Origin of the sequence: Xenorhabdus sp. PB61.4, assembly GCF_963894935.1 — a bacterium.
Classification (GTDB): domain Bacteria; phylum Pseudomonadota; class Gammaproteobacteria; order Enterobacterales; family Enterobacteriaceae; genus Xenorhabdus; species Xenorhabdus stockiae.
In genome coordinates, this window is sequence record NZ_CAWQJR010000132.1 from 1 (window position 1) to 1,296 (window position 1,296).

The window sequence follows — 1,296 nt, forward strand, 5'->3', positions numbered from 1 at the left end:
AGATAAAATTTGTTCTACGGTCTTCTCTGCCTTTTCCATCAGTTTTGACAGCAACTTACGCAGTTCCGCTACACTCAGGGCTACCCGTCCCGCCGGCGTTTTTTTTCTCCTGTATCCGCAAAACCGCCAGGACCGCATGCGCCAATAACGACAAGGTGATATGCCGATACCAACTGTGCCACTGCCGGACTTCGTAATGATCCAGACCGCACTCGCCTTTTGTTTCCTCAAAACCGCTTTCGATTTCCCAACGGTGTCCGGCGACCTGGACGAGCGTCTTCAGCTCTGCCTGGTCTTTGCGGGCATAAACTACATAGTAAGCTTGTTCTTGCTTCTCATCCCGGCTACGCCGTATCAGGAGATAATGACCATAACATCGCTCTTCTTCGCTGACCTGTAAACGCCAGAGCGGAACCCTTGCCCAGTCATACCACCGTTCTCCCTTCGTGCCCAATCCGGCGGAGTGTTTACCCCACTCAGCGGGCGTCAGACTGGCGGCAATCTCATCCGCCCTGACACTCGTAGGGCCTTGCCACCAGAGCTTTTCGTTTTTGGCAATGGCCAGGACAAACGACTGGTGCCGGCTTTCCAGCCAGCATCGCAGGCGACGGTCACTTCCATAGACCGAATCGGCGGTGACCCAACGACAGGGCACGCCCGCATCGAATGCCCGTTCCAGCATGTGCCGGGCGAGTTGAGGTTTAGTGGCGAAATCCACCGACGCAGGAATACCGGCCGCCACACAGCGGGGACGCTCCTGCGTCCAGACGTCGGGCAGATATAAGGCCCGGTCAATAAAGGCATGGCCGCCGTTGCCGGCGTAACACAGGAAGACACCAATTTGACAGTTTTCAACCCGCCCGGCTGTTCCGCTGTATTGACGCTGGACCCCGGCAGAATGACACCCTTTTTTGATAAATCCGGTTTCATCAATAATCAGGATACCTTGCTCATTCCCCAGATGTTCTGTCACATAGTCACATAAGATATCGCGGACGCCCTCGGCATCCCAACGAGCGCGTTCCAGAAAATATTGAATGTTATCCGGCGAGTGCTCACCCAGCCACTCCGCCAGTTGCCAGCCATTTTTACGTTCAACGTCACTGAGCAATCCCCGAAGATAAGCGAGGCAACGTTGTTGCGGGCCTGAAGGGTGAAATAACGGTGCGATGCGGGAATGGACAGCCAGTAGCTCCTGTTCCCAGGGGTTGACAGGTGAAGTCATAGGACCTCTCTTGGGAGTAGAATAGAGAAGATAACCATCATGACACAAGATGAGTCACGACTGTAGTACTA

Annotated in this window: 1 protein-coding gene; it reads right to left on the reverse strand. The window is 54.4% G+C overall.

All coding sequences use genetic code 11. The features are described 5' to 3' along the window. Positions 1 to 55: 55 nt before the first annotated feature. Entirely contained in the window at positions 56 to 1,225 is a 1,170-nt protein-coding gene (locus AACX68_RS07340) for an IS701 family transposase (protein WP_228860865.1), read from the reverse strand. Between the last annotated feature and the right edge of the window lie 71 nt (positions 1,226 to 1,296).

What these genes read in the sequence shown, in the direction of transcription:
- AACX68_RS07340 (WP_228860865.1), bottom strand. Translation starts at nt 1,225, where the DNA reads ATGACTTCACCTGTCAACCCCTGGGAACAGGAGCTACTGGCTGTCCAT.